Source organism: Sphingobium aromaticiconvertens, from assembly GCF_037154075.1.
In the GTDB taxonomy this organism is placed as follows: domain Bacteria; phylum Pseudomonadota; class Alphaproteobacteria; order Sphingomonadales; family Sphingomonadaceae; genus Sphingobium; species Sphingobium aromaticiconvertens.
The window spans coordinates 4377884-4401813 of record NZ_JBANRJ010000001.1; the positions used below are offsets into that span (position 1 = coordinate 4377884).

The 23930-nt window shown below is 62.6% G+C and carries 29 protein-coding genes; 22 read left to right on the forward strand and 7 right to left on the reverse strand.

Annotation, left to right across the window (positions count from 1 at the left end; translation table 11 throughout):
* From WFR25_RS21225 to WFR25_RS21275, 11 genes are all read left to right on the forward strand, one after another.
* Positions 1-543, forward strand: a complete 543-nt coding sequence (locus WFR25_RS21225) for a phage protein Gp27 family protein (protein WP_336973479.1) — start codon at positions 1-3, stop codon at positions 541-543.
* Positions 540-785, forward strand: coding sequence for a hypothetical protein (locus tag WFR25_RS21230; RefSeq protein WP_336973480.1), 246 nt, complete (start codon positions 540-542; stop codon positions 783-785). The genes WFR25_RS21225 and WFR25_RS21230 overlap by 4 nt, the downstream gene beginning before the upstream one ends.
* Positions 782-2323 (forward strand): terminase large subunit domain-containing protein, encoded by a 1542-nt coding sequence (locus WFR25_RS21235; RefSeq protein WP_336973483.1) that lies wholly within the window; start codon positions 782-784, stop codon positions 2321-2323. Before WFR25_RS21230 ends, WFR25_RS21235 begins: the two co-directional genes overlap by 4 nt.
* Positions 2323-4434 (forward strand): phage portal protein family protein, encoded by a 2112-nt coding sequence (locus WFR25_RS21240; RefSeq protein ID WP_336973485.1) that lies wholly within the window; start codon positions 2323-2325, stop codon positions 4432-4434. The genes WFR25_RS21235 and WFR25_RS21240 overlap by 1 nt, the downstream gene beginning before the upstream one ends.
* On the forward strand, positions 4424-4666 hold the full coding sequence (locus WFR25_RS21245; RefSeq protein WP_336973486.1) for a DUF2312 domain-containing protein: 243 nt from the start codon (positions 4424-4426) through the stop codon (positions 4664-4666). Before WFR25_RS21240 ends, WFR25_RS21245 begins: the two co-directional genes overlap by 11 nt.
* On the forward strand, positions 4663-4944 hold the full coding sequence (locus WFR25_RS21250) for a hypothetical protein (RefSeq protein WP_336973487.1): 282 nt from the start codon (positions 4663-4665) through the stop codon (positions 4942-4944). Before WFR25_RS21245 ends, WFR25_RS21250 begins: the two co-directional genes overlap by 4 nt.
* Positions 4941-5177, forward strand: a complete 237-nt coding sequence (locus tag WFR25_RS21255; protein WP_336973489.1) for a hypothetical protein — start codon at positions 4941-4943, stop codon at positions 5175-5177. The genes WFR25_RS21250 and WFR25_RS21255 overlap by 4 nt, the downstream gene beginning before the upstream one ends.
* Positions 5174-5407, forward strand: a complete 234-nt coding sequence (locus WFR25_RS21260; protein WP_336973490.1) for a hypothetical protein — start codon at positions 5174-5176, stop codon at positions 5405-5407. The genes WFR25_RS21255 and WFR25_RS21260 overlap by 4 nt, the downstream gene beginning before the upstream one ends.
* Complete coding sequence (locus tag WFR25_RS21265; protein WP_336973491.1) at positions 5407-6633, forward strand: phage head morphogenesis protein; 1227 nt, start codon at positions 5407-5409, stop codon at positions 6631-6633. Before WFR25_RS21260 ends, WFR25_RS21265 begins: the two co-directional genes overlap by 1 nt.
* Before the next feature lie 305 nt (positions 6634-6938).
* Entirely contained in the window at positions 6939-7763 is an 825-nt protein-coding gene (locus WFR25_RS21270; RefSeq protein ID WP_336974994.1) for a DNA adenine methylase, read from the forward strand.
* Positions 7764-8209: 446 nt separating this feature from the next.
* Positions 8210-8407, forward strand: coding sequence for a hypothetical protein (locus WFR25_RS21275; protein ID WP_336973492.1), 198 nt, complete (start codon positions 8210-8212; stop codon positions 8405-8407).
* A gap of 4 nt (positions 8408-8411) precedes the next feature.
* On the opposite strand, the gene WFR25_RS21280 is transcribed toward WFR25_RS21275, so the two are convergent.
* Positions 8412-9344: a hypothetical protein gene (locus tag WFR25_RS21280; protein ID WP_336973494.1), complete on the reverse strand. Its 933-nt coding sequence runs from the start codon at positions 9342-9344 to the stop codon at positions 8412-8414.
* 16 nt (positions 9345-9360) lie between these two features.
* On the reverse strand, positions 9361-10590 hold the full coding sequence (locus WFR25_RS21285; RefSeq protein ID WP_336973495.1) for a TIGR04063 family PEP-CTERM/XrtA system glycosyltransferase: 1230 nt from the start codon (positions 10588-10590) through the stop codon (positions 9361-9363).
* 111 nt (positions 10591-10701) lie between these two features.
* On the opposite strand from WFR25_RS21285, the gene WFR25_RS21290 reads away from it, so the two are divergent.
* From WFR25_RS21290 to WFR25_RS21310, 5 genes are all read left to right on the forward strand, one after another.
* A complete protein-coding gene (locus tag WFR25_RS21290; protein ID WP_336973497.1) occupies positions 10702-10833 on the forward strand; it encodes a hypothetical protein in 132 nt (43 codons plus the stop codon).
* Positions 10826-12184 carry a putative O-glycosylation ligase, exosortase A system-associated gene (locus WFR25_RS21295; RefSeq protein WP_336973499.1) on the forward strand — a complete coding sequence of 453 codons (1359 nt, stop codon included), beginning with the start codon at positions 10826-10828 and terminating at the stop codon, positions 12182-12184. The genes WFR25_RS21290 and WFR25_RS21295 overlap by 8 nt, the downstream gene beginning before the upstream one ends.
* Complete coding sequence (locus WFR25_RS21300; RefSeq protein WP_336973500.1) at positions 12181-12879, forward strand: hypothetical protein; 699 nt, start codon at positions 12181-12183, stop codon at positions 12877-12879. The genes WFR25_RS21295 and WFR25_RS21300 overlap by 4 nt, the downstream gene beginning before the upstream one ends.
* An 80-nt stretch (positions 12880-12959) precedes the next feature.
* Complete coding sequence (locus WFR25_RS21305; protein WP_336973502.1) at positions 12960-13979, forward strand: DNA topoisomerase IB; 1020 nt, start codon at positions 12960-12962, stop codon at positions 13977-13979.
* 25 nt (positions 13980-14004) lie between these two features.
* Positions 14005-15153: a mechanosensitive ion channel family protein gene (locus tag WFR25_RS21310; protein WP_336973503.1), complete on the forward strand. Its 1149-nt coding sequence runs from the start codon at positions 14005-14007 to the stop codon at positions 15151-15153.
* 40 nt (positions 15154-15193) lie between these two features.
* On the opposite strand, the gene WFR25_RS21315 is transcribed toward WFR25_RS21310, so the two are convergent.
* Both WFR25_RS21315 and dgcA read right to left on the reverse strand, forming a co-directional pair.
* Entirely contained in the window at positions 15194-15397 is a 204-nt protein-coding gene (locus WFR25_RS21315; protein WP_336973505.1) for a hypothetical protein, read from the reverse strand.
* 116 nt (positions 15398-15513) lie between these two features.
* Positions 15514-16497 (reverse strand): N-acetyl-D-Glu racemase DgcA, encoded by a 984-nt coding sequence (gene dgcA / locus WFR25_RS21320; RefSeq protein WP_336973507.1) that lies wholly within the window; start codon positions 16495-16497, stop codon positions 15514-15516.
* A 94-nt stretch (positions 16498-16591) separates the two neighbouring features.
* Here dgcA and WFR25_RS21325 point away from each other — a divergent pair, with 94 nt between their 5' ends.
* The 6 genes from WFR25_RS21325 to WFR25_RS21350 all read left to right on the forward strand — a co-directional run bounded on the left by WFR25_RS21325 (position 16592) and on the right by WFR25_RS21350 (position 22012).
* Entirely contained in the window at positions 16592-17908 is a 1317-nt protein-coding gene (locus tag WFR25_RS21325; RefSeq protein ID WP_336973508.1) for a class I SAM-dependent methyltransferase, read from the forward strand.
* Positions 17909-18047: 139 nt separating this feature from the next.
* Positions 18048-18482: an HPr kinase/phosphorylase gene (locus WFR25_RS21330; RefSeq protein WP_336973511.1), complete on the forward strand. Its 435-nt coding sequence runs from the start codon at positions 18048-18050 to the stop codon at positions 18480-18482.
* The gene (gene rapZ / locus WFR25_RS21335) at positions 18479-19417 is read left to right on the forward strand and encodes an RNase adapter RapZ (protein ID WP_336973512.1); all 939 of its coding nucleotides are present in this window, start codon (positions 18479-18481) and stop codon (positions 19415-19417) included. Before WFR25_RS21330 ends, rapZ begins: the two co-directional genes overlap by 4 nt.
* A 22-nt stretch (positions 19418-19439) precedes the next feature.
* Positions 19440-19844 carry a PTS sugar transporter subunit IIA gene (locus WFR25_RS21340; RefSeq protein ID WP_336973513.1) on the forward strand — a complete coding sequence of 135 codons (405 nt, stop codon included), beginning with the start codon at positions 19440-19442 and terminating at the stop codon, positions 19842-19844.
* Entirely contained in the window at positions 19841-20116 is a 276-nt protein-coding gene (locus WFR25_RS21345; protein ID WP_336973515.1) for an HPr family phosphocarrier protein, read from the forward strand. Before WFR25_RS21340 ends, WFR25_RS21345 begins: the two co-directional genes overlap by 4 nt.
* Positions 20117-20206: 90 nt before the next feature.
* Positions 20207-22012 carry an ABC transporter transmembrane domain-containing protein gene (locus WFR25_RS21350; protein WP_336973516.1) on the forward strand — a complete coding sequence of 602 codons (1806 nt, stop codon included), beginning with the start codon at positions 20207-20209 and terminating at the stop codon, positions 22010-22012.
* Between the two features lie 385 nt (positions 22013-22397).
* On the opposite strand, the gene WFR25_RS21355 is transcribed toward WFR25_RS21350, so the two are convergent.
* The 3 genes from WFR25_RS21355 to WFR25_RS21365 form a co-directional block, all read right to left on the reverse strand.
* On the reverse strand, positions 22398-22718 hold the full coding sequence (locus WFR25_RS21355; protein WP_336973517.1) for a PilZ domain-containing protein: 321 nt from the start codon (positions 22716-22718) through the stop codon (positions 22398-22400).
* Positions 22719-22933: 215 nt separating this feature from the next.
* Positions 22934-23356, reverse strand: a complete 423-nt coding sequence (locus WFR25_RS21360) for an ExbD/TolR family protein (protein WP_336973518.1) — start codon at positions 23354-23356, stop codon at positions 22934-22936.
* 25 nt (positions 23357-23381) lie between these two features.
* Positions 23382-23867, reverse strand: a complete 486-nt coding sequence (locus WFR25_RS21365; RefSeq protein ID WP_336973519.1) for an ExbD/TolR family protein — start codon at positions 23865-23867, stop codon at positions 23382-23384.
* Positions 23868-23930: the final 63 nt, after the last annotated feature.

Below are 23930 nucleotides of genomic sequence, written 5' to 3' on the forward strand. Positions count from 1 at the left end.
ATGGCCCGCAAATCTTCCTTGAAGACGATGGACCCGGCCATCCAGGCGGCTGTCATGCAGGCCATGGAGAATGGCTCGACGATTGACGAGATCGTCGAAATGCTTGCCGACAAAGGCCTGAAGCGCTCGCGCTCCGCTGTCGGCCGTTATGCCAAGCAATATGGCGATCTGGCCGCGCGCCATCGTGATATGCGCTCGGTCGCCGAAGCCTTCGCGTCGGAATTCGGCGGGTCCGAAAATGCTGAAGGCAAACTCATGGTGCAGATGCTGACCAGCATCGGCGCGCGCATGATCATGCCCATGGCGGCGGAGGAAACGCCTGATATCGGCGCAAAGGAATTTCATGCGCTTGCCAAGGCGACCAGGGAATTGCAGTCGGCCGCGAAGATCGACGCTGATCGCGATGCCCGCATCCGTGACGAGGCCACCAAGACTGCGCGGGCAAAAGCCGCCACCGACGCTGAAAGCGCCGCCCGGTCCTCTGGCGCGTCCGAGGAGACGATCGCTCGCGTCAAAGCCAAAATCTTGGGCCTGGAAGAATGACGGACCTAGTCGCCATCATGCAGGCTCGCGCCGAACATCCCATTCCCGGCTTCAATAGCGGCACAGTCCCCCAGCGCAGCCTGGACGGGGCCATCGCCTATCTGCGCTCCATGGGCTTTCGGGTCCGGTCGTTCATGATGCCCGACAGCGATATCCCCCGTTACCAGGTCGATGGTTGGACCGGCTCAGCCCTGGCGTGTCAGGTCGTTGGCATGGCCCGCCTGAAAGGCTGGGGCTTGTGAGCAGCGGTCTGGACGATCTGAAGGTTCTGCTGCCTTACCAGGCATCGTCAATCGCGCTCAGCGCGCAGCATCAACTTCTGGTCATTGAGAAGTCGCGCCGTACCGGCATCACCTATGGTTTTGCCGCCGACGCCGTGCTAACCGCCGCGCCAGCCTTCCGGCCGCAAAACGTCTATTACATCGCCTATAATCTCGACATGACGCGCGAGTTCATCGGCTATGTCGGTGACTTCGCAAAGGCGTTCAACGAGGTCGCCAGCGCACAGGCGGAATTCCTGTTCGACGACGGGTCCGAAGCGGGCATCAAGGCGCTGCGGGTGGATTTCCCATCCGGCAAATCTGTCATCGCGCTTTCGTCCAGGCCGCGCTCGCTGCGCGGTATGCAGGGCAAAGTCCTGATCGACGAGGCCGCGTTCCATGACGAACTGGACGAACTGCTGAAGGCGGCAATGGCGCTGACCATGTGGGGTAGCCATGTCGTTGTGATCTCCACGCACGACGGCAGCGACAATGCCTTCAACCTGCTCATTGAGGAAATCCGGGCGGGGAAGAAGGAAGGTCATGTCATGCGGCTGACCTTGGCCGATGCCCTCGCTGACGGCCTCTACAAGCGCATCTGCCTGCGCACCGGCGTGGAATGGACGCCCGAGGGCGAGAAGGCCTGGGAAGCCTCATTGCGCAAGCGTTACGGCGATGCGGCCGAGGAGGAACTGGACGTCATCCCGTCGCGTGGGTCGGGCGTCTATCTCTCCCGCGCCACGATCAAGGCGGCCATGTCGGCCGATCTGCCCGTTATCCGGCTCGCCTGCCCCGAGGGCTTCGAACAGAAGGATGACGAGTTCCGCCAGGACTTCGTGCGCGAGTTCCTGGAAACCAATATCGGCCCGCTGCTGCGCGGCTTTGACCCGGTGCGCCGGTCATTTTTCGGTCAGGACTTCGCCCGCGTGGGTGACGTGTCCCCTATGGCCTTTGGCCAGCATGACGAAAATCTGAACCTCATCTGCCGGTTTATCCTGGAGATGCGGAACGTCCCCTTCCGCGAACAGGAATTCGTCCTCAACTGGATCGTGGCCCGCCTGCCCAACTTCTGCGCGGGCAAGATGGATGCGCGCGGCAATGGTTCTGCGCTGGCGGAATTCGCCCAGCAGAAATGGGGCGCGGCCCGGATCGAGGCCGTCATGGCCAGCGACAAGACCTATCTGGCTTTCATGCCCAAGCTGAAGGCGGGCCTGGAAGACCGGACCTTCCGCATCCCCCTGGACGAAGGGACGATGGACGACCTTCGCATGGTCAAAAAGGTCAGGGGCGTCCCCAAAATTCCCGACGCCTCGGTCAAGTCCAAGGCCGATGGCGACAAGGGCAAGCGGCATGGCGACAACGCGATCGCGCTCATGCACCTGATCGCGGCGGCCGATGAAGATGTCGGCCCCATGGATGTGCACACGCTGGGCACCAGCCGTGAGACCGCCCCCGAAACCATCATTACCACCACCGGCTTCGGCACTGTCGGCCGCCGCAACCATGGATTGCATTTCTAATGGCCCGGACACCCGTTCCTTACCGTACCGCCGCCCGCACCGCTGGCGTTGCCCGCCCGTCTCCCGAGTTGCAGCAGGAGATTGCGACGACTCGCGATGGGCGCGACATTACCCAGCCCTGGGTGCGGGGCCTGCGCGAAGCCAAAGACCCGATGCTGGCCTCGGCTGTCGATTGGGGCGCCTATGATCGCGTCTTCAATGACGACCAGGTCTATTCGACCATGCAGCAGCGCATCAGCGCCGTTGTGTCACGCGACTGGACCGTGATCGCCGGTGACGACCAAGACCCGCGCTCGGTCAAGGCTGCCGATGCCTTCGACCGCACCCTCAAGCGGCTTCCCTGGGATCGCATTACCCGCAAGATGCTGATGGCCACCTTCTACGGCTATAGCGTCAGCGAATTGATGTGGGCGCCGCGTGACGGCCTGTTCGATATCGTCGGCATCAAGGTCCGTCATGCACGCCGCTTTCGCTATGATGCTGAAAATCGGCTGCGGATGCTCACGCCCACCAACATGCAGGGCGAAATCCTGCCCGAGCGCAAGTTCTGGGTCAATGCCGTTGGCGCGGCCGACGACGATCAGCCCTATGGCCAAGGTCTGGCCTACTGGCTCTATTGGCCCACGCTGTTCAAGCGCAACGGCATCCGCTTCTGGAACATCTTCCTCGACAAGTTCGGCACGCCGACCGCCAAGGGCACTTATCCGCGCGGGTCGCAACCGGCCGAGATCAACAAGCTGCTCTTGGCGCTTCAGGCCATCGCCACCGACTCGGGCTTCGTCGTGCCGGAGGGCATGGCGGTAGAGCTGCTGTCTGCTGCAAAATCGGGCACGGCCGATTTCCATCAGCTTTGCACTTACATGGACGCGGCGATTGCCAAGATCGTGCTGTCGCAGACCATGACGACGGACAATGGATCGTCGCGGTCGCAGAGCGAAACCCATGCCGGTGTAAAGCTGGAGGTCGTCAAGACCGATGCGGACGATCAGACCGACAGCTTTACCAATGGCGCCGATGGTCAGGGCGGCCCGGCGCGTTGGTGGACGGACTGGAACTTCGGCACCGATGTTGCCGCGCCCATCGTGCGTCGCACCGTCGAGGAAGAGGAAGACACCCAAAAGACGGCCACCATTGACAAAACCCTGGGAGACATGGGCTGGGTCCGCACCGCCGATAGCTTCAATGACACCTATGGTGACGGCTATGTGCGTCGTGACGATCCAGACGCTCCATCAGGATCAATGCCAGCGCCGACGCCCCCTGCAATCGGCAAGGACGGCAAGCCCGCCATCCCGATCAACGACAATCCTGCCGATCAGCCCAAAAGCGGCAAGGCTCCCCAGGTCGTCAGTTTCGCTGCTGACGATCCACGCCCGCTCTATGTCTCGCGCTCATTGCTCAATGCAGGCGAGGTGCTGGACTGGATGCGGTCGCAGGGCTTCACCTCCACAGTCCCGGCCGAGGAACTCCACACGACGGTCGCCTATTCCAAGCGGCCAGTGAATTGGTTCGCCATGGGCCAATTCGGCTCCAACACCGGCGAATGCATCGTTGGTCCCGGTGGCCCGCGCCTGGTCGAGCGCCTGGGCGACGATGGTGCCGTCGTGCTGCTGTTTCAGTCGTTGGACCTGCAATGGCGGCATCGCGAAATGCGCGACGCGGGCGCGAGTTGGGACTATCCCAGCTATCTGCCCCACATCACGCTGACCTATGACGGCGGCGACATCGATCTGGCCAAGGTGCAGCCGTACCAGGGACGTCTGATCTTCGGGCCGGAACGCTTTGAGGCGATCGAAACCGACTGGCATGAGGCCATCGCCGAAGCGCCGGTCGCCAGCTTCGCCGAAGCCGACGCCCACGACGACGCAGACGGCATCGTTGATCGCATGATTGCCGAAGACGGATACCGCGTCGCCAACGCGATGACCGGCACCCTGATTGACCGCCTCATGTCCGCTGACAGCGAGATCGCGGCCCGCGCCATTCTCGCCAGCGCATTCGGCACGATGGATGAAGGCCCACTGATCCAGGCGCTGGAGCGAGCGGGCTTTGCCACGCAGCTCGACGCCGCGAACCAGTCCACCAATGACGGAGAAAACAATGTCCAGTGAGAATGTCGCCGCCGATCAGCTCCGCTTGCTTATCGAGCGCGTTGAACGCCTGGACGAAGAGAAAAAAGGTATCGGCGACGATATCAAGGATGTCTATCTGGAGGCCAAAGCGACCGGATACGACCCGACGATCATGCGTCAGATCGTGCGTCTGCGGAAGATGCAGCCCCATGACCGCCAGGAAATGGAAGCCATCCTTCAGACCTATCTTGCCGCGCTGGGTATGGAATGATGGCCGCCCCCGTTAAAAAGAAGCGCGCCAAACGCACGGCCTGGCGAAAGACGTCTCCCGATATTGCGACGGTCGCGCCTATGCTGCGTCAAGCTGGTGTCGCTTGCGACGAAGACCCAACGCAGGTTCATGCCTGGTTCGATCATCTTGACCGCCCGCGACGTGTTGAAGCGCACTATCCTGACGGCATTCGGGCACAGTTGCACTTGGGCCTCAAAGGCACGCTCTCGCTGACACAGTCGATCAGCATAAAGGTCATGGGAGTGCGGAAACCATGAGCGATCCCCGTTTTCTCCAGGACGGCTATGACGCGCAGCTTGGCCATTTCGTCGAGGAATGCGGCGAGGTGCTGACGGCCATCGGCAAAACGATGCGGTGGGGGCTGAATAGCGTTAACCCCTTGCTTCCACGCCTAGAGCAAGAAACCAACCGCGCCTGGATGCGGCGGGAAATGTGCGATCTACGGTTGGCCATGGATCGCTTGGAAGCAACACTGGACACCATGCCATGACTTGCCATCATGGTACATCCGGCGTTGCTCAACTGCCCGTCGATTTCGCCAGTGATGATGAATATCGTCTCTATCTCGGCCTGCCCAACACCGAGGAAGGTTGGACGATCCTGAACACGATGTCGCCCGGTGATAGGCGCATGGCGGCGCAGATGCGCGCCGTCGAAAGGGAGGTGAGCGCGGGGCGCATCCCGCGCGGCGTCATCGCCTGCGATCGGCGGCGCCGGTAATGGCTGACAACCTCGGCTATTCGATCTTCATGGAACCGACCGACGTCGTGCGCGCATTCGAAACGCGCGGCGAACTGCGGCCGACCGTCCGCTGGTCGGAGATGATGCATGAAAATCATGCCGTCGCCTTCACGGTCGCGAAGATCGCCAAGCTGGACCTGTTGCGCTCGATGCACACGTCGATCGGCGACGTGATCCGCAACGGCGGCACCTTCGAAGAGTGGAAATCGGGCATCATGCCCGAACTGCAAAAGGCTGGCTGGTGGGGCGCGGTCAGCAACCGCGAACTGACCGGCACGGACGAAACGATCATCGTCAACAACCGGCGCCTGCGCACCATATATAATACCAACGTCCGCATGAGCATGGCCTCTGGCCACTGGCAGCGTATCCAGCGCCAGAAGGACGTCATGCCCTATTTGCGCTATTTGCCGTCCACCTCAGAGCATAAACGCCCGCTCCATATGAGTTGGTACGGCATCCTTCTCCCGGTCGATCATCCATTCTGGCAGACGCATTTTCCGCCCAATGGCTGGGGCTGCAAATGTCATTTCGAACAGGTCACTGAGCGCCGCATGAAGCGCATGGGTTGGAAGGTTACGCCGGACAGCGATCTTCCCCAGGGCGCGCAGCAGTTCTTCCCGGCCGCAGGCGGCGCGATCATGGTGCCAGACGGCATTGACCCCGGCTTCAGCTACAATCCCGGCACCGCGCATCTGCGCGCGATCGCGGCGAAGACGGTCACGTCCATGCGGGACGCCACCGATGCCGGAATGGAAGCCGTCGCCGATACGACCCTTCGTGAGATCGTTGCCGACCCCGCCTTCGACCAGTTCCTGGCATTGCCACGCGGCGCGTTTCCCGTCGCGATCCTCGATCGGTCGCAGCAGCAGGCCATTGGCGCTACGGCGCGAGTCGTTGTGATGCCGGAAGGCGTGATGCGAAAGCAGCTAGGCGTCATGCCAGGGGTCTCCAGCGGCCATCCAGAACTGACAGCCGATAACTACCGACTGTTACCCGACATCGTGTCCCGCGCCTTGGTCGTCGCCCAGCAAGGTACAAACCGGCTCATCTATTTCTCTGATGCCAGCGGCAATATCTGGAAGGCTGTCGTGCGCCAGGATGTAGGTGATGCTCTGCCGGTCCTAGTCAGCTTTCATCGGAGCCGTGAACGCAACATCCAGCCGGAAACGAAAAACCTGACTATTCTGGTGGACCGTCGATGATGGAAAAATCGATGCGCGGCAGAGACTTCCTGTCCCCTGCTCAACGGTCAACGGCCATTAGCCTCGCGCTACGGAGGGAAGAATTCACCGCGTCGCGCGCATCGTACCGTCGATATAGCGCAAAGCACCCCAATATTCAATTCACCGCCCAAAGGCGGGGGATGGGGCGCGTCAACGCCCCAAGCCGACGGCATCGACCCGTCACGACCTGGCTGGCCAACGCCAGAGCCATCCCGCCATCCAGCACTGGACGGCGTGAACACATAGAGAACATCGTGACAGAGTCGAGTCCAATTTCAGGGGCGATGAACGCGCCCGACAATATCGTTGCAACGCCCTTGCAAGCCGTTTCCCCCGTTCGCCCAGCCGCGCCATATGTGGGCGGTAAGCGCAACCTCGCTAACCGGCTCACGGCGCGGATCGCGGCAACCCCGCACCACAGCTATGCTGAAGTCTTCGTCGGCATGGGTGGCGTTTTCTTCCGCCGCACCAGCCGCCCTGCCGTCGAGGTGATCAACGATTGGTCGGAAGATGTCTCTACTTTCTTCCGCATCCTCCAGCATCACTACGTCGCGTTCCTCGATATGATCCGGTTCCAGATCACTTCGCGGGCGAATTTCGAAAAGCTGGCGGCGATGGAGCCGTCCTCGCTGACCGACCTTCAGCGATCAGCCCGGTTCCTCTATCTTCAACGTCTCGCGTTTGGCGGCAAGGTCGCCAGCCGCTCATTTGGGGTTGCTCCCATCAATCCCGCCCGGTTCGATGTGACCAAGCTGGGTCCGATCCTGGAAGCGATCCACGAACGCCTCGCAGGCGTGACGGTAGAGCGCCTGCACTGGCGCGACTTCCTCCGGCGCTATGACCGGCCGGGAACGCTCTTCTATCTGGACCCGCCCTACTTTGGCAGCGAGCGGGACTATGGTGCAGCCATGTTCGGAAGGGACGAATTTGCCGAGATGGCCGAACAGTTGGCGGCGCTGAAAGGACGCTTCATCCTCAGCTTGAACGACCGGCCAGAGGTAAGAGAAATCTTTGGGCGCTTCGCTTTTGACGAGGTCAAAACCACCTACACTTTGGGCGGCAGCGACAATGCAAAGCGTGTCTCCGAACTGGTCATAAGTAACGCCTGATGCCTGCCCAGATCGCTTCCCAGTTCACTTCCCAGTTTGGGCTTCCGCCCGTGGAGGCCAAAGGTGCCCGAACGCCGCAGAATTCAGCCGAAAATCGAAACTGGGAAGTGACTTTTCGGAAAACTGGGAAGCGCTCACGGAAAACCGCCATTTTTGCGGCGTCAGGAGGCCTGTATTGCCATGCATTCGCGCGGATGCGCCAAAAACTCCTCGATGCAGGCCGCCCCGACGCGAAACCCGCGAAAAGCCCGTTTTTCCGGGCATCTCATCCCGATATGTCCCGTCAAAGCCCCCCATATCCCGCATCATCCGAACTGGGAAATAAATGGCGCGGCACACCCCGGTTGTTGCGGCAACTGGTCGCGCGCGCCGGTGAACCATGCGCCGTGGTCCGCACCGCAAGTCGCCCCTGGGCCAGCGCTCTGTTCCAGGGGCGGCGACATGAAGTGACGATGACATTTGTCGGCGCGGATGCCACTGCGCGACTGGCGGCGATGATCAAGGGGATCGAAGAGGCCGAATGGACCCTACAGGGCCATTTCGTCGCCGACATCACCGCCGACGCGCAGCAGGTCTCCACTGGGTCCGATGGCGGCCCGGTGGCGACGCTGGAGCTATCGGCGTTAACGATCGAGGAGTGGTGAGCGATCAGCCCGCGCGCGCGGCAAGCGTCCGCAACGTGCCAAGGGCCGCGCGAAGCGCTTCGTCCACGTCGGGCTCAACCATCGGACTGACGGGCACCGGGTCCGCGACCGGCATATCCGCGATGACGCGCGGGATCGACGGGGCGCCCCGCTGGGTCAGACCACGCTCCAGCCGCGCGGTCAGTTCGGTGATCGACAGGCTGGTAATCGGGCGAGGATCGGTAGGTTCTGCAGGCGTTGCCTGCGCCAACGGCGCGGGGGCGTGGCCCGACAGGTCTTCTTGCTCGGACAAGGTGACGAAAGAGGGCGTAAAACCGGGACCGGCAAAGACCGGCACTGGGGGCAGTTCGGCCTCTGCCAGCGGTTCGGGCGCGCGCGGCATGTCCAGCCCGACCGCAGGCATCACAATATTGCGCTCCAACTCTACAGCGACCATCGGCTCAATGGCTTCCGGCTGGGTCATACGGCGCGCCTCAGGTGCTGGTGTAGTGAAGATATCCAGGCCGTCGAAATCGCGGCTGGCAAAGATCGGCGCACGCGCGGGCGCATCGGGATGCGCATCAGCACGACGCACGGCGGGTACCGGATGCGCCGCCCCATCGAAGGCCGAACGCCCACGCGCAAGTGCAGTCAGCTTTGACAATGCGAAACCCATTTTCCTGTCTCCCTTGGCGCGGCTATCGACGAGCGCGCGCTGCTTGGTCTTTCCGGTAACTGTCCAGGTGATACCGATCGCCATGACTCCCGCGAACGCCGCGATCAGCAGCCGGGCGAGAAGGCTCAGTGGCGGCGCGGCGGCGGGCAGCATTTCAGAAATGCCAGCCGACGTGATCAGCATTTCGACAAGGCCCACCGGCGTCGTCAGTACGACCAGCGCCACTCCGCCTCCGGCCAGTGCCGCCATCGCCACATCCTTGCTGCCTCTCAGCCCCATCATCGTCTCGATCCGCTCATCAGGCTGCGGCCCGCGCCCGGCTGGGCAGACCCAACAGCCGTTGGTAAACGGGTTCGTAACGTAAAATGTTTGACGACCAGTTACGCTCGCGCTCGACAAAGGCGCGGGCGATGGCCCGGCGTTCGTCCCAATAAGCGCGATCCGCGAAAAGGCCTTCCAGCGACGCCGCGATGCCAGCCGGGTAATCGGGCGGGAAGAGCGTGCCGGTCACGCCATCCTCGATCAGTTCGCGATGCCCGCCAACAGACGATGCCGCGACCAGGCGCCCCTGCGCCATCGCCTCCAGCGGCTTGAGCGGCGTCACCAGATCGGTGAGGCGCATCGCCTTGCGCGGATAGGCCAATATGTCGACCTGCGCATAATAATGTTCGACCTGGTCATGCGGTACGCGACCCACAAAGACGATATGGTCAGCAAAGGGCGACGCCATCGCCTGCGCCCGCAACGCCTCTTCACGCGGGCCACCGCCGACCAGCAGCAGTTTCGCCTTCGGACGGGCGCGAACCAGTGCGGGCATCGCCGCGATCAGATCGTCCAGCCCTTCATAGTCATAAAAGCTGCCGATGAAGCCGATAACATCGGCCCCCTCCAGCCCCAATGCTGCGGTCAGCGCCGGATCGCGCGGCACCGGCGTCCCGAACTGATCGAGGTCGACGCCATTAGGCGACACGATGATCTTGCCCGCATCGATGTCCCGCGCGATCAGGTCGCCCTTCAAGCCTTCGCAGATCACCGCGACTGCATCGGCGGCGCGCACGGCATGGGTTTCAAGCTGGCGGGTCAGCCAGTAGCGCGGGCTACCCTCCGTCCCCGTGCCGTTACCGACCGCCGCATCCTCCCAGAAAGCACGAATCTCATAGACAGTGGGGATGCCATGGCGGCGCGCGACGCGCTGCGCGGCAAGGGCGTTCAACACCGGCGAATGGGCGTGGATGACATCCGGGCGCCATTGCCGCACCAGCGCCTCGATCGCGTCGGCATGGGCGGCGATGTCCCGCCATTCGCGGACCAGCGCATTGCCGGTCGCGGGCGCGCCGGGCGTGCGGTGGAAGTGGAGGCCGTCAACCATTTCCTCCGCCTGCTGCCATGGCGCGCTGTGTCGATGGCCGGTGATGCCACGCACCTCCCACCCCTGAGCGATCTGCGCGCGCAGGATCGCGCGGGTGCGAAAGGTATAGCCGCTGTGGAGTGGCAGGCTGTGGTCAAGGACGTGCAGGATGCGGGTCATAGCCCCATGCATTTGCCGCAAAAGCCTTAACGGCCCGTCAACTCTGTTGCGTTAGTGGAAATCAGGACGGGCATGTGCCCATGAAGGTCAGCCAACAAGAACGCCGCACAGATGATCGACTCCCTTTCCCTGCTGATCAGCCATGGCCTCATTCTGCTGGCCGCGTGGCGGCTGCTGTCGCGCGACGATCTGGATGTCGACCCGCAGGCCACCGACACTGGCGGAGACGCCGCCGATGCGTGACCTGTTCTTCATCGCTTTTCTGAGCGTCTTCTTCCTGCTCGGGTTGAAGCGGCCTTTCCTGCTGATCGCGGTCTATGCCTATATAGACATCGTCTCGCCCCAACGACTCTCCTATTTCCTTTTAAACTCCATACCGATTTCGCTGATCGCCTTCGTTTTGGCGGTGGGCGCCTGGGTGGCGGTGGACGACAAGAAGGATTGCCGATTCTCCTTTCGCCAATTGCTGTTGCTCGCCCTGCTGGCCTGGTGCGGCTACACCACCGCAACCGCCGATTTCCCGATCGAGGCCGCGCATAAATGGGGCTGGGTATGGAAGGCGATGATCTTCGCCGTTTTCCTGCCGGTCGTCCTGCGGACCCGGTTGCGGATCGAGGCGCTGGCCCTGTTCATGGTCCTGTCCGTCAGCACCATCATCATCAACGGCGGCATGAAGACGGCCCTGTCAGGCGGCGGCTATGGCGTTCTCAACCTGATGATCACCGACAATGCGGGCCTGTATGAAGGGTCCATCATCTCCTGCGTCGCCATCTCCCTCATTCCGCTGATTCTTTGGCTGACGCAGCATGGCACCATCTTTCCGCCCGACTGGCGCGTCCGCTGGTTCGGCTATGCCTTGTGTGGCGCTTGCCTGCTGATGCCGATTGGGACGGAGGCGCGCACCGGCCTGCTCTGCATCGTCATGCTGGCGGGGATGATGTGGCTTCGGTCGCAGCGCAAATTCGCCTATGGCGGACTGATGGCCGTGGCAGCGTTGTGCGCCATTCCCTTTCTACCCGCCAGCTTCACTCAGCGGATGCAGACGATCGAAAATCACAATAGCGACGAAAGCGCATCCACCCGCCTCGCCGTCTGGAGCTGGACGATCGACTATGTGAAGGCGCATCCGGGCGGCGGCGGCTTCGACAATTATCTTGCAAACAGCTTTACCTATCCGATGCAAACGGTGGTCAGCGACGGCGCAGGCAAACGGGTCGAACGGCAGATGATCACCGATCGGGGCCGCGCCTATCATAGCAGCTATTTCGAGATGCTGGGCGAACAGGGCTATGTCGGCTTGTGCCTATGGCTGCTGCTGCATGGCATTACCTTCTTCCGCACTGAATCGATCCGGCGCACCTATGCAAAACGCACCGAAACGGACCTCTTATGGGTGTCGCCGCTCGCGGTGGCGCTGCAGCAGGGGCATATGATCTATATGCTGGGATCGCTGTTCGTCGGCATCGCTTATCAGCCCTTCATCTTCATGATGCTGGCACTGCAAATCGGCCTGGACACCTATCTTTCCCGCAAACGCAAGGCAGAAACGATCGTGCCGATGTTCTCCGCACAGCAAGTAACGAGCGCCGTATGACGCGCGCACGATTGATCGCCGGCGGAGTCGCGGCGACGGCGCTGACGGTGCTGGCGGAGCCTTGGTTTGTCCCGCGCGGTTTTGAACTGCTGTTCCTGTTGTCGGCCTTTCTTCTCCGCCTGATGGACCGGCGCTGGACGCTCAGGTCCGGCTGGCGGGGCTGGACCAGCCATGTGCGGTTGAAACCCGCGCGACTGCTGGTCTGGATCGCAGCGGTGCTGGCGGGTGGGATATCCGCACTGGCGGCAGCGCTACTGGCCGAACTGCTGCTTTATCCGATGATGACCACGCCGTTCGGCAAGTTCCAGCGTGGCGGGCTGCTGGCGCTGATGATCGTGGCCGGCACGATGCTTGAGGGGCTGACGCGCGTCGGCTGGGGTTTCGACCTGCTGCGCTGCCTCAGCCTATATTCCAGCGGCGTGATACTCGGCATCTTCTGGTTGCGTGGCCCGGATGGCGAACCGGAAGCAGCGCTGATCGCGGGCGGCGGCGTCGCCTTGTTCGGTGCGGTCGGCTGGGCGCTGCCCGCCAGCATCAGTTGGAGCGTCCCGGCAACAGGTGCCTGCCTGCTCTTGCTGTTCGCGCATCTGACAACTTTACGCCGCGTCCCGTTACATTGGCGAGGGCACGGCGCGCCCGCCCTTCGCCTTTCGTTCAAACTTCCACGGGTCCGGCCTGCAACACCGCCCGCCTGAACGCTTCGATGATTCAGGTCGCGGAACGAAGCGACGAACGACGGGTTTGAAAGGACGAACAGGAAAGCCCGGCCACACTCATGCCCACCATCCGCATCGTCCATGCCGACGACAGCCGCCCCGGCATCACACGGCAGCCGTTGAAGCGCGGTTGGGCCTATTATCACCCGGACGGCAAACGGATTACCAATCGCGACGAAATCGACCGGTTGAACGCCATCGCCATGCCACCGGCCTATCGCGACTGCTGGTTCTGCCTGAAACCCAACGGTCATATCCAGGCGACTGGCTATGACGACCGGAGCCGCAAGCAATATCGCTATCACCCCGAATATCGCGCAGCGCGGGATGCGGAAAAATATGCCGGTTGCCCCGGTTTCGGTCGCGCGCTCCCGAAACTCCGTATGACGGTGGAGGCCGACCTCTCCTCGCGCGGTTTACGCAAGGACCGCACGATCGCTGCCGTCGTGCGCCTGCTCGACCTCGCCAGGCTGCGGGTCGGTAATGAACATTACGCCACCACCAACAAGAGTTTCGGCGCGACTACGCTACGTCGCCGCCATGTCGACCTGTCCGGCAAGGCGCTGACCCTCAAATATCGGGCAAAATCGGGGAAAGAGCAGTTGCAAACCATCACCGACAGACGCCTGCTGCGCTTCGTTCGCGCGGTGCAGGATCTGCCCGGCCAGCATCTCTTCCAATATCTCGATGAAGAGGGCGATGCGCGACCGATCACCTCGTCCGACGTCAACGCCTATATCTCGGATGCCATGGGCGGCGACTTCACCGCCAAGCATTTTCGCACATGGGGCGCCTCCACCATCGCCTTCGAAGCGCTGGCACTGGGCCATGTCTCGCTCAAGCAGATGATCGAGCCGGTTGCGCTGGCGCTGGGCAATACACCCGCGATCAGCCGCAAAAGCTACATTCACCCCGCCCTGATCGAGCTGGCACAGGCTGACCGGGGAACCGTGCAGGATCTATGGCGGGAGGGGCTTCGCCTGCCGCGGCGGACGCGCTATCTGTCACGCTACGAACGGGGACTGATCGCATTCCTCGACATGTCGGCCGCCGACGCGCCTCTGGCGATCGCGGCCTGAAACGCCAATAGCAGTAAGGATGTATATGGCCGACAAAAAGGACGTTCCGATTTTCGACGCCCCCGCAAAGCCACTGAACCTGCGGCAGACCTGGGACCAGACGATCGCCTGGCTGGGCGATCATTATATCCAGATATTGATTGCCGTCGGCGTCGGCATCCTCATCTATCTTGCCGTCGCAGCGCTCGCCAGCTTCGCTAAACGGTTGAAAGGGAAACCCGGAGATCATCTGGGCCTGCCGCAAGTGATCGCCCGCGCGGCGGCAAAGACCACACAATTCTTCATGGTGATGGTCGCCGCCCGTCTGGTCGCGGGCTATGCCGCACCCCCGGCCATGGTCACGGGCACCATCACCTTCCTGTTCACCGTGGCCGCTGTCTTCCAGGGCGCGATCTGGCTGCGTGAAATCATCCTGGGCCTGATCGAGCGCAAGACCGGCGCGGAGGGCGGAAACGACACGCTGGCCAACGCCATGGGCATCATCCGCCTGCTGGTGACGGTTGCACTGTTCTCGATCGCGGCCGTCATGGTGCTCGACAATCTGGGCGTCAACGTCACCGGTCTGGTCGCAGGCCTTGGCATTGGCGGCATCGCCATCGGCCTGGCCGCGCAGGGCATTTTCTCCGACCTGTTCGCCGCCCTCTCGATCATCTTCGACCAGCCGTTCAAGCGTGGAGAGATCATCACCTATGACCAGACCACGGCGCGGGTCGAGCGCATTGGCCTCAAATCCACGCGCTTGCGCGCCATGTCTGGGGAGCGGAAGGTCATTTCCAACGCCAACCTGCTGCAAAAGGAAATCACCAGCCTGCAAACGCTGGAGCGGCGGCGGGTCAAGTTCATGCTCGGCCTCATCTACCAGACGCCGCAGGAGAAGGCAGAGGCCATGCCCCGGATCATGCGCGAGGTAGTGGAAAGCTGCGGCATGATCTTCATCCAATGCGGCCTGATCGCCTTTGGCGCCAGTTCGCTGGATTATGAGCTGGATTTCGACGTGCCCGACCCTGACACCCAGGATTATTTCATGACCCGGCATACGGTAGGGCTGGCGATATTCAGGCGCTTCAATGAGGAGGAGCTGGAGTTCGCCTATCCGACCCAGACGACCTTCACCGCCGCGCCGGACGGTCGAATGATCATGCCCTATGCCGACGGGGACGCGCGCGCCGCATGATCGTCGGAATCGGGAGCGCCTGAGCGGCGTCGCGACAGGATCAGCGTCGGCGCACGAACATCAGCGCCGCAACGATCGCCGCGGACCCGATACCGATCGCCACGCTCTTCGTCACCAGATTGCTCTGCGCGCCTTCGGTCTTGGTACCCTTGACGGCAGCCGGAGTCGCCGACTTGGCTGCCCCGGCAGGCTTCGAAGCGGATGCCTCGCTGACGGATGGCGCGGTTGGCTTTTGGGACATCATTCACTCCTCGATATGTTCTGACGCGGCCATTTTGAGCCGAAGGACACAGCCTATCCCTTTATCGTTAGCGTCCCGATCCTCTGGTTCCAAGATGTTAGATGGCAAAGCGACCGACTTTACGCGACAGTCCCCCCGCCCCACAGCCTCCCCGGCATCAGCATCCCGTCCCGCATCGCCAGCGCACCATCGCGATCTTCTGCCAGCAACAATGCCCCATCCAGGTCCACCCAGTCCGCCCCCTGCGCCACCAGCGCGGCGGGCGCGATGCCCAGCGATGTGCTCAACATGCACCCCACCATCACGCGAAACCCCTGGCGACGCGCCTCCCGCGCCAGGGCCAGCGCCTCGGTCAACCCGCCCGCCTTGTCCAGCTTGATATTGATCGCATCGAATGCACCCAGCCGGTCAAGGTCGGCCCGCGTGTGGCAACTCTCATCCGCGCAAAAGGGGATGGGCGCGGTGACGCCCGCCAGCCGTTTTTCCTGCCCATGCAGGATCGGCTGCTCGACCATCTCAACGCCCAGCGCGGCCAGCGCCGCCGCTTCACCCGCGACGTCTCGATCATGCCAGCTTTCATTGGCGTCTACGATCAACCGCACATCGGGCGCGCCTGCCCGCACCGCCGCGATCCGGGCCAGATCGCCATCCCCCGTCAGTTTGCATTTGAGCAGACCGAAGCCGCGCGCAGCGGCCGCCCGCGCATCCGCCTCCATCTTTTCCGGTTCACCCAGGCTGATGGTGAAGGCCGTGGCCAGCGGAACAGGCTCGTCCAGCCCCGCCAACTGCCACACCGGCACGCCTGCCTGCTTCGCTTCGAGATCCCACAGCGCGCAGTCCAGCGCGTTACGCGCCGCCCCGCGCGGCATATGGATCAGCAACGCCTCCCGATCGAACGGCCCGACATAGGCGCGGATAGCGTCGGCGCAGCCCTCAGCCGTCTCGCCCTCATAATAGATTGCGGTGCCCTCGCCCCTCCCCTGATGCACGCCGTCGCCCACGATGCAAACCACCACATCGACTTGAGTCTTGGCCCCCCGGCTGATGATGAAGGCGCCCGCCACCGGCCAACGCTCGACCGTCGCGGAAATAAGGGCAGTCATCGGCGTTCTCTATCCCGATTGATTGACGCAAGGCGCAATCCGCCTATGCGATGATGCCGTTGGTGGCTACCCCGTTTTCAAGGACTTCTATCCTGTGACATCACGCGAACTGACCGGATTTCTGCCCTTGACAGAAGGGGACGACAACGCTGGGCGACGCCCTGACAATGCAACGCTTTCGGACCTCGCCTGGCGTATCGGCTTTGGCGCTATCAGTTGGCCCTGGCTACTCGCCAGCCTGTCGGGCGGACGCAAGGCGGACAAGCGGGTGCTGATGGACGAGTTGGACCTTGCGCCCGACGCCCTGCCGCATCTGGGCAGTTGGAAGGCCGATGTCGGTTTTCTGCGCCATATCGTGCGTGAAATCACACGGCTGCGTCCAGCGCATGTGGTGGAACTGGGCGCGGGCGCGTCCAGCCTCGTCGCGGCCAAGGCGCTGGCGCTGCATGGTGGCGGACAATTGCACAGTTTCGACCAGCATGGCGGCTTCGTCGACGCTACGCGCAACTGGCTGGCCGACAATGGCCTGTCGGTGGACATTCGCCACGCACCACTGGACGCGGAAATCGCCGACTGGCCGGGGCGCTGGTATGCGATTGACGATCTGCCGGACCAGATCGACCTCATCATCATCGACGGCCCGCCTTGGACCGTGCATCCGATGGTGCGCGGCGCTGCCGACAGCCTGTTCGCGCGCCTCTCTCCCAATGGCGTCGTGCTGCTGGACGATGCCGCGCGCCCCGGCGAGCGGCTGGTGGCGCGACGCTGGCGTGAACGCTGGCCGCATATCGACTTCCGGCTGGTGCAGGACGGGACGAAGGGGACTCTGGTCGGCCGCCGCCGCGACATGTCGCAACCCGCCGCCAACGACAATGATCGCGGACGTTTCATGCGCCATGGCGCCCGCGCGGCGATCATCGCGGCGCTGGTCGGCACGGGCTGGATCGCGCGCGGGCAGATGGGCGAATTTCCGCAGGCCGCGCAGGCACAGACCTTCCTTGATGAAGCTGCCGCCTCCCACCGCACCGGCCTGTTGCGGCAGGCGATGATTTCGCAGATCGAAAGTCCGCGGATCGACGCGCCGGAAATCGCGCGATCGACCGGAATCACCCTGCCTGCCCTGCCCGCCGGATGGACGGTGCGCGATGTCCAGCTTTATCCCACCACCGACAGCCCGGCGGTCGCCGTGTCGCTGGTGACGGCGCGCGGCGAGCGCGTGTCCCTCTTCGCCGACCGCACCGAAACCCCGGCAGAGGACAAGCCCTTGCTGGCCCGGCGCGCCACCGACACGATCGCCTATTGGGAAAGCCGTGACACTGCCTTCGCCCTCACCGGCCCGGTGGATTCCGCCCGTGCCCTGGTTCTGGCCGCAATGGTCGCGCGGGGGCAGGGTCTGCCGAATACGCAATAGTCAGGGCGCGCCGCAATGGGTCGCTCCCGGCTACCCCGCTGCCCCAAAGCGATACGCTTCCCCTCCTCCCCTTTTTCGATACGCCATTTGCCCCGCCGCAAAGTAGGGCTAAAGAGGTACATTGGGGTGGTAAGCAGACATGGTGCGCGCGTTATCTTCTGAAACGGTCCATGCGACCAGCGTCGCCATCGACGGACAGGCCGTACTGCTTGCGGGTCCCAGCGGATCGGGCAAGTCCGATCTGGCTCTGCGCCTGATTGATCGCGGCGCGGTGCTGGTCAGCGACGACTATACACTGATAAAGCGCGTCGACGGGCGGCTGATCGCAACCGCTCCTGTCAACATTATCGGCAAGATCGAGGTGCGCGGCATCGGTGTCGTCGACTTGCCCTATGTGCCCGAGGCGCCCGTCGCTTTGCTCATCGACCTGTCCGATCTGGTGGAACGGCTGCCAGAAGCGCCAGAGATGCGGATGATCGCGGGTGTGAACGTGCCCGTCGTCAAGCTGGCGCCACTCGAACCCTCCGCCCCGATCAAGGCCGAACTGGCGCTGAAATACGTGCCCCTCCTATGACCGCCCCTCGCCCCAAAAGCATTCTCCTCGTCTCGGGCCTATCGGGTGCGGGCAAGACGACCGCGCTCAAGACGCTGGAGGATATGGGTTGGGAAGTGGTCGACAATCTCCCGCTCGTCCTGCTTGACCGGCTGCTCGACACGCCGCTGCCGGAGGGGCATGGGATCGAAGATCCCCGGCCACTGGCACTGGGCGTCGACACGCGCACCCGCGGGTTCGATGCGGCCGCCATCGTGCAGCGGATCAAGGCGCTGCGCGACCAGCATGACCATGCCATCGACACACTGTTTCTCGACTGTTCGGGGAACGAGTTGGAGCGGCGCTATGCCGAAACGCGGCGGCGCCATCCACTGGCCACCGACCGCCCCGCCGTTGACGGCATCGCCCGCGAACGGGAACTGACCGAGCCACTTCGCCGCTGGTCCGCCCAGGTGATCGACACAACCAGCCTGACCAGCAACGCGCTGCAACAGGAAATCCGCGCACGCTATGCGCTCGATGGCCTGTCGGACCCGGTGATCACCATCTTGTCCTTCGGTTTTTCGCGCGGGGTACCGCGCAACGCCGACCTGATGTTCGACATGCGTTTCCTGCGCAATCCGCACTGGGACGATGCCCTGCGCCCGATGACGGGCCTTGATAGGCCCGTCGCCGACTATATCGCGCAGGATCCCGCCTATGAAGAGGCCGTCTCGCGGATCGAGGAATTGCTGCTCCTCCTGCTGCCGCGCTATGCGGAAAGCGGGAAGGCCTATATCACGATTGCGTTCGGTTGCACCGGCGGGCGGCACAGGTCAGTCCATGTGGCCGAGCGTGTCGCCAAACGCTTGCATAAAGAGGGGTTTTCCCCCACGGTTTCGCATCGCAATATGGAATCAACGCCCCAGGATGCCCTGGAGAAGCGTGTAGCGGGAGGCCCGGAAGCGCAATTATGAAGCAGGTGGGCCGCGAACAGACATGATAGGACTTGTATTGGTGACGCACGGATCGCTGGCGACGGAATTCGTCGTGGCGATGGAGCATGTCGTCGGCCCGCAGCAAGCGATCGAAACGATCTGCATTGGGCCGGAAGACGATATGGAGTTGCGCCGCGCTGACATCGCTGCCGCCGTTGCCCGCGTGAATGACGGGTCCGGCGTTATATTGCTGACCGACCTGTTCGGTGGCACCCCGTCCAATCTGGCGATTTCGCTGTTGAAAGCGGGCGAGATCGAGGTGATTGCGGGCATCAACCTGCCCATGCTGATCCGCCTGGAAAGCGCGCGCAAGGCGATGGACGTGCGCGCCGCAGTTGCCGCCGCGCGCGAGGCAGGGCAGAAATATATCAGCGTCGCATCGGAATTACTGGGCAGCACGACATGAGAGACATCAGCCAGCAGGTACGGATCAGCAACAAGCGCGGCCTTCACGCCCGCGCCAGCGCAAAATTCGTAACGTTGGCGAGCGGCCTGCCCGCACAGATCACGGTCAGCAAGGACGGCACCGGTCCTGTGACCGGCACGTCGATCATGGGCCTGATGATGCTGGGCGCGGCGATGGGCGATCATATCACCATCAGCGCTGTCGGGCCTGACGCACATGACAGTCTGAGCAAACTGATCGGCCTGGTCGAGGACAAGTTTGGCGAAGAATAGATGGGGGCCACCTCAACCGTTCGATGCAGCAAACAGCCCCGCGCCATAATAGCGATTGAGGGTGCCCAAGCCGCCTGCTAATCGCCGCCGATGGACCCGCAAGACCCTTTAAAGACCGACAAGACCGCCCGTGCGCCGCTCGGCAGCCTCGCCATGTTGTGGCAGGCGGCCCGTCGCTATCCGGGGCGGATTGCGGGCGCGGCGCTGGCGCTGCTCATCTCCTCCGCCGCGACCCTCGCCATACCCAGCGGGTTCAAGCTGGTGATCGATCGGGGCTTTGCGGGCGGCAACGGCAGCGACATGGGCCGCTGGTTCCAATATCTTTTCCTGATCGTCATCATCCTGGCGCTCGCTACCGCCGCGCGTTTTTATTTCGTGTCCTGGCTGGGTGAGCGGGTCGTCGCCGACATCCGTTCAAAAACACAGGCCAATCTGCTGGCTCAGGCACCCCGTTTCTTCGAAGATAACCGTCCATCCGAGATCGCCTCGCGCATGACCGCTGACACGGCTATCATCGACCAGGTGGTAGGCACCACCGTGTCAGTCGCGCTCCGTAATGTGGTGACGGGGATCGGCGGCCTTATCTATCTGTTCGCGCTGGCGCCCAAGCTGGCCGCGTTGCTGCTGCTGGGTATCCCGCTCATCCTGCTGCCGATCATCGGCATCGGGCGGAAAGTACGCACCCTCTCCCGTGCCAGTCAGGACAAGCTGGCCGATGTCGGCACGATCACGACCGAAGTGCTGGGCGCCATGCGGATCGTCCAGTCCTTTGGCCAAGAATCGCGCGAAGCGGCCCGGTTCGACACCACGGTCGAACGCGGCTTTGCAACCGCACGACGGCGCATCCGCCTGCGCGCGGGGATGACCGCAATCGTCATCGCCCTGATCTTCGGGTCGATCACCGCAGTCATGTGGCAGGGCGCTATTGATGTCGCGGCAGGGCGCCTGTCGGGCGGCAGCATTGCAGCCTTCGTCCTGACGGGCGGACTGGTGGCCGGGGCTTTCGGCTCTCTGTCGGAAGTATGGGGCGATTTGCTGCGCGGTGCAGGCGCAGCCAGTCGCCTGCACGAGTTGATGACCGCCAGGCCGGAGATTGTCGCCCCCTCTGCGCCGGTATCAATCCCTGCCACCTCCTTGTCCGACGGCGGTGGCGCATGGCTCCGCTTTGCTGATGTGCGGTTTCACTATCCCTCTCGCCCCGACACTGCAGCGCTCAACGGCATCAATCTGGACATTGCCCCTGGCGAAACCGTTGCCGTGGTGGGACCATCCGGCGCCGGTAAATCCACGCTGATCCAGCTGGCCCAGCGCTTCTACGATCCCGATACCGGCACCATCAGCCTGAACGGCGTGCCCCTGCCACAAGCCGATCCGGGCGCCGTGCGCGCGATGATGGCGATAGTGCCGCAGGACAGTGTGATCTTTGCCGCCTCAGCCCGCGACAATCTGCGTTACGGCCGGTGGGATGCCAGTGACGCCGACATCTGGAACGCCGCGCGCGCCGCCAATGCAGAGGATTTCCTGCGGGCGCTTCCCAACGGCCTCGACACCTATATGGGCGAAGCGGGCACGCGCCTGTCCGGCGGGCAGCGCCAGCGTCTGTCGATCGCTCGCGCCCTGTTGCGCGATGCGCCGATCCTGTTGCTGGACGAGGCGACGTCCGCCCTGGACGCAGAATCCGAACGGCTGGTACAGGACGCCCTCACCCGGCTGATGGCTGGGCGCACGACCATCGTGATTGCCCACCGTCTGGCGACAGTACGTGCCGCAACCCGGATCGTGGTCATGGACAAGGGCCGGATCATCGAACAGGGCGATCATGCCACGCTCATTGCCCAACAAGGTCTCTATGCCAGGTTGGCGCGCCTGCAATTCCAGGACATGGCATCAGCCTAACATTACGATCCCGATACGATCCAGCCCCCAGCACGCCTGACGGCAAAACTCCCGCAAACTATTTGCCGGAGGGGTATGCCATAATAGCCCAACCAGCCATCCGGCATCAAAAGTTCTGGTCGATCGGTTGCTGGAAGAACAGCATCAGAATGGCAAAACAACCCATGCCATACAATGTGCGGCGCTTGGGGGGATAGTTCCCTCTCCTCGAAGTGGAAAAAGAGGAGCATCAGGTCATACTCGCACACGCCTGGTCCCGACAAACGTGCAACAACACCATAGACACCTAGAGCAGCGGTCATTCCCTCTGCATCGGACCGACTGCTCCAGACTTATGATTCAGCGCGATGTCCGAATCAGCGGATAGCTTCATCTGGTTTGCGCTCTAGCCTTCCTGATGCAAGCGCACCACATGATCGAGAATAGCGGGATGCAGAGGGGCCTCGAAAGCACAACCTGCTTCATGAGCCTGCGTCCACAGAACATGGGCACGACGCCCCTCAAAGCCCGGGAGCATCACCCACAAGTCGGAACCAACGGAGAGACTCACGAAGCTTTGCAGGCGGAAGCCTGTAACGGACAGGTCAGAGATACGGCTCGCGAACCAGGTTTCTCCAGACCGGCGAACCTTGACGCCAATCGCCACCGACCAGCGCTCCGCTGCCCGCGATGTCAATGATCCAATAATGATCTGTTCAACGCTCATTGGTCCGATTTCACATAACCCAGACCATATCATGCCGGATTACGGTAAGCGGAAGGTTAATTTCCTGATCGGGTTGTCCCACACGAAAAAAAAAGGGCCGCTGAAGCGGCCCTTTTCTGTTTCATTTATCCGTAGTCAACTTCGTTCCTGGCCTTCACCCCAGCGAGCGGGGAAGTCATCACCCGGCAAGCAATGGCCGGACCGACGCCGAACGGTCAGAAGTTGCCGTATTGCTCGTTGCCCACGAAGCCCAGCTTGGTCACGCCAGCGCGCTTCACCTCGGCCAGCACTTCGTCGACGACCACATAGCGGGTCTGCGAGTTAGGCTGGAACTGAAGCTCCGGTTCGACCGGCAGACGCAACGACTGCTGAAGATACTGACGCAGGGTCAGCAGGTCGATCGGTGCGCCATTCCAGGCGATGACGCCACCGGCGTCGATCGTCACCTTGTTCTTGATCGGGTCGACGACACTATCGGTCGGCGGCGCGTTCTGCGGGAGGTCGATCTTGACCGCGTGGGTCTGGATCGGAATCGTGATGATGAACATGATGAGGAGCACGAGCATGACGTCGATCAACGGCGTCGTGTTCATTTCCATCATCGGCTCGCCATCGTCTGAACCGGCGCTCATTGCCATTTGGCGATACTCCTAGAAAGGCGTCTTACAGACGCTCGGTGCCCTGGCCAGGTTCCGGCTCGGAAATGAAGCCAACCTTGGGGAAACCAGCGCGCTGCATCGTGTAGATAGTTCCGCCGATGCAGCGATAGGGCGTGTTGATGTCGCCGCGAATATGCACTTCGGGCAGATCCTCTGGCGTCATGTTTTCGACACCGCCAGCCTTCTTCACATCCGCTTCCAGCTTTGCAACAGCCCGATTCAGCAGGTCTTCCGAACCGACCTTCGTCATGTTCCAGTAGACCGCACAGCTGCCGTCGTTGCCCTGCATGATGGACAGCGAGACATTTTCCGGCTTCGTCGTGGTCGGCTCGAACCGAACCTTCGGAAGGTTAAGATCGACCGTCTGGAGAACGACCGGGACGGCGATCAGGAAGATGATGAGAAGGACCAGCATGACGTCGACGAGCGGCGTCGTGTTGATATCCGTGATCGGCTTTTCTTCGCCGGAGCCTCCAACGCTCATTGCCATTGATCAGTATCCTAACATATCTGTCATTTTCGACCGCACCTTATGCGCTGCGGTCGGGGAGCC